General features: G+C 73.5%; 2 protein-coding genes. Both read right to left on the reverse strand.

Going from position 1 to position 1,788, the window contains the following annotated elements; genetic code table 11:
- Positions 1-44: 44 nt before the first annotated feature.
- Positions 45-1,082: an NUDIX domain-containing protein gene (locus tag ACOV8S_RS29770; protein WP_448321585.1), complete on the reverse strand. Its 1,038-nt coding sequence runs from the start codon at positions 1,080-1,082 to the stop codon at positions 45-47.
- Positions 1,083-1,302: 220 nt separating this feature from the next.
- A complete protein-coding gene (locus tag ACOV8S_RS29775; RefSeq protein ID WP_448321641.1) occupies positions 1,303-1,599 on the reverse strand; it encodes a hypothetical protein in 297 nt (98 codons plus the stop codon).
- Positions 1,600-1,788: the final 189 nt, after the last annotated feature.

Consider the following 1,788-nt stretch of genomic DNA (forward strand, 5'->3'; position numbering starts at 1 on the left):
GAGCGGGGCCGCCGCGGGAGACCGCCCCGCACAGCCGGCCCCGCTCACCCCACGGGCTCCCCCGCCTCCAGGTACACCGCCGCGCCGCGTTCGCGGGCCCGCAGCGCCCAGTGGAGCCGGCGGAACCGCACCGGGGGCAGCAGTTCGGCCGCCTCCTCCTCGGTGACGAAGCGCCAGCCGCGCAGCTCCGGTCCGGGCAGCAGCACACGGCCGGCGTCCTCGCCGTGCAGTCTCCCGCCGTCGAAGAGGAAGCGCAGTCCGCCGTAGCCGGGGGGCTGCGGCGACTCCCAGTCGACGACCAGCAGCCGGAGTTCGTCGGCCGGCCGCAGTCCGGTCTCCTCGGCCACCTCCCGCACCCCGGCCTGGGCGGGCGCCTCGCCCCGCTCGACCACTCCCCCGGGGAACTCCCAGCCCGGCTTGTAGGTGGGGTCGACGAGCAGGAACCGGTCCTGATCGTCGAAGAGCAGCACCCCGGAGGCCACCGTCTCGGCCCTGGGCTCGGGCGTCTGCACGATGTCGCAGGCGGCGGCGTCCCCGCTGCCCACCGCCTCGGCTATCCGTGTGGCGGTCTGCTGCGGGGTGAGCGCCCCGTTGTCCACCGGGTGTGCGTCGGCGGCCAGCCAGGAGCCGAGCGCGACCCGGTAGGGCTCGATGTGGTCGTGGCGCCACTGCCGGACACGTCGCTCGGTCTCCGGACCCGCCGGGTCCCGGGCCTCCGTGATCCGCTGCCGGAGAATCGTTTCCGCCGGAGTGAGGACCACGTGGCAGACGGCGATCCGTCGTGCGGCGAGGCCTCCGAAGATCTCGTCCCGGTACTCCTGGTGCAGCAGGGTCATAGGAACGACCAGGGTGCCGCCGAGCTCCTGGAGCATGGCGGCCGCGGTGTCCACGACCAGCCGCCGCCAGATCGGCAGGTCCTGGTAGTCGTCGACCCCGGCGAGGTGCTTGGGCGGCAGCATGAACGTCAGCGCACCCCCGACCACCTCGGGATCGAAGAGCGCGCTGTCGGGCAGCAGGTCCAGCAGCTCCTTCGCGGTGCTGGACTTGCCCGAACCGAACGCGCCGTTGATCCAGACGATCACTGTTCCCCCTCTTCCCCGGACTTCGTCCTCTCCGGACGACTGTGACGTGCCCTCCCCACCCTGCACCGGAAACCAGCCGCAGTTGAGGGGGCAACGGGGGAGCACGGGGGAGCGCGGTCGCGACGTGCGGACGGGCGGCCCGCACCGCCGCGACGCCGCCCGTGAACACCGGAGGAAGGCCGCCGCCCCGGGCACCGGCGCGACCGCGGACGGCAGCGGTTCAGAGGACCGGCCACACCCCCGCGTCGGGGGCCGGCAGCGCCTCCAGGGCTTCCAGCGCCTGCAGGGACTCCGTCCCGTCGAGGTAGCCCACGCCCTCGTGGAGGGTGGTCGGGGCGGTCGGGCCGAAGACCTCGTGGCGGGCGATGCTGTCGTCGCCGGTGAGCTCCTCCACCGTGCTGCGCACGTCCTCGACGGGGCGTTCGGCCTCCTCGCCCTCCGCGTGGGAGGGCGAGACCGCCGCGAGGACGCACCCTGCGGCGAAGGAGGCGATGGCCAGCATGCTGCGCTTCTTCATTCCGTGACAACACCGCAGCCGGGCCGTCGGTCACCGTGACACGCCCGACGAATCCCGACTCGGTCGCGATCGGTCCCGACACGCGCAGCGAATCGCCCGACTCCTGCACCTTTCGACACAGAACGCACACAACTGACCGCCGTTGAAACCCTGCTTCGGGGTGGGACGCGCGTCCGCCCGCCGCCCCGG

This window comes from Streptomyces sp. CO7 (genome assembly GCF_053474865.1).